Here is a 1,984-nt window from a genome sequence, read left to right on the forward strand (position 1 = left end):
GCCAGCACATCCTCGACCTCCGCGCTCTGGTGCTCTCGGACCGTTGGGACGCCGCCATGACTCTCATTCTCGCGCCACGGCGCGCTCGGGTGCGGCGCGCCGCGTGATCAGGATGGGAGCCACACCCGCTGTCGGGTGAAGCGCTCATCTTGAGGACTCGCGCCACCTGCGCCGTGAGGCCCGCCTTCGCCAGCGGAAGAAGCGGCGGACGCACCCCACCCTCCAGCAGGACGTCCACCATCGCGGGACTCACGGCGTTGAAGTCACTGAGCCAACGTTCGAGAAGGGCGGCCCCGTCGCGGGACGAGACGGGCCTACCCGCGACCAGCACGGCACGCATCAGCGCTACGTCCCGGTGGGCGAAGGCCTGCCCCATGGCGTATTGGATGACGGAGGGGGAGATTCCACCCCGACCCTGCCGGGCAAGGCGCTCCACCTGGGGGGGCTGGCGCGCAACGGCGGCAGCGAGGAAGTCCGCATCCAACAGACACGCGGACCGGGCGGAGGCGCCCGCGTCCAACAGGCGCTGCTCGATTCGCTTCAGGCCCTTGAATCGCGCGAAGCACACAGCGCTCCATCCCGGCGGAGGCCAGTACCGTTGATGCCGGGGAACAATGAGCAACGGATCCGCGCCCGCATCCAGCAGGACGTTGGCGGCCTTCTCCTTCCCTTCCTCGCACGCCACCATGAGCGGGGAATACGCCCCCGGATGACTCGGATCGTCCATGACGTTCCGGGACGCACCCTCGGCCAGTAACGCACGCAAGGCCACCTCATCGTCATTCACGATGGCGCGCCTCACTGGCGGCTGCCAGGGCGGATAGGACGTCGCTTGCGCGGTCTCCCCGGCCAGGAGGAGCACGAGGAGCGACGCGAGACAGGTCGAATGACGGGCGGAGCGCGGGAACATGGAGTGCTCGGGGGACATGGCTAGGGGTTCATCAGTTTTCGCAGCCGCGTGTCCTTCGTCCGCCGCTGGAGCGCTTCGAGACAGACATCGCGACGGGAGCGGGTTCCAGGCGGATCCCGGTCCTCCGGTTCATCCAGGCACTCCAACAGGTCGAGGTCGAAGCGGGTGAACGGCTTGATGTCCACGGCCTGCCGAAGCTCCTTGGCGGACCTGCGTCCCAGGAGGGCCATCACCCATTCCCTCAAGCAGTGTCGAACGGCGTCTGGCTTCTCCAGCGCATCCAGGCATTGCCCCGGGCGGGTGACGCCTTCGGTGTTGCGATGGCCGGTGGGCCCTTCGGGGCTGCTGCCGCGATAGCGGATGCCGGGCCGCTTCGCGGTGACGGCGCAGTCCTCGGGACAATTGCAGCGCTGCTCGTGCACGTCACACACGCCATCGCCACACGCCAGACACGAAGGCATGTCCATCGGGTCGCGCTGCGGTTCGCAGGTGTCGTCCAGCGTCAGCACACCGCAACGGCTCACCAGTCCGGAGCAGCACGGCTCGCCCAGGCCGTAGACGCTCACCGAACCACACTTGCGGTCCTTTGGGCGGTTCATGCGGGATGCGCAGAACGGCTGACCATCGCAGTACGTCAGCCGGATGCAGAGTTCGGGGAATTCACCACACCGCTCTGGCGGAAGGCCCTCACACCACACGTCGGGCCGGCGCTTGGCGATGGCCACCGGAGTCACTCCCGCGTCGGCCGCCGTCACACCCGCATCGGAAGGTAGCACTGGCGCGGAAGGCTCGGGACTTGGGGAGCAGGCGACCAACGCCACCCCAAGGAGCGCCGCGAACAGCGAGGGCGGGACGAGGCTCCGGTTCCAGGTTCTTCCCATTGGCATGCTGTTCCAGGTCCTTTCACGCCCTGCTCCTCCACCGGGTGCCCATCCGGGGCTCCCAGTCTAAGCCATCCCGACTAATTCCGTTCAGGGGTGTTGGCCCAGATGGGGAGCCTGCCGCGCCTGCGGACGCGGCGCAGCAGGAGAACGGCCTCATCATAGAAGGCGTCACGGTCCGCCGTCAGCATGC

General features: G+C 67.8%; 1 protein-coding gene and 1 pseudogene. Both read right to left on the reverse strand.

The window, feature by feature from the left end:
• Positions 1–655: 655 nt before the first annotated feature.
• Positions 656–928 (reverse strand): annotated as a pseudogene (locus D7V77_RS46120) (hypothetical protein); the annotation flags it as partial.
• A 2-nt stretch (positions 929–930) separates the two neighbouring features.
• Positions 931–1,635 carry a hypothetical protein gene (locus D7V77_RS41735; protein WP_147452350.1) on the reverse strand — a complete coding sequence of 235 codons (705 nt, stop codon included), beginning with the start codon at positions 1,633–1,635 and terminating at the stop codon, positions 931–933.
• Positions 1,636–1,984: the final 349 nt, after the last annotated feature.

The sequence above is a fragment of the Corallococcus sp. CA041A genome (assembly GCF_003612075.1).
Classification (GTDB): domain Bacteria; phylum Myxococcota; class Myxococcia; order Myxococcales; family Myxococcaceae; genus Corallococcus; species Corallococcus exiguus.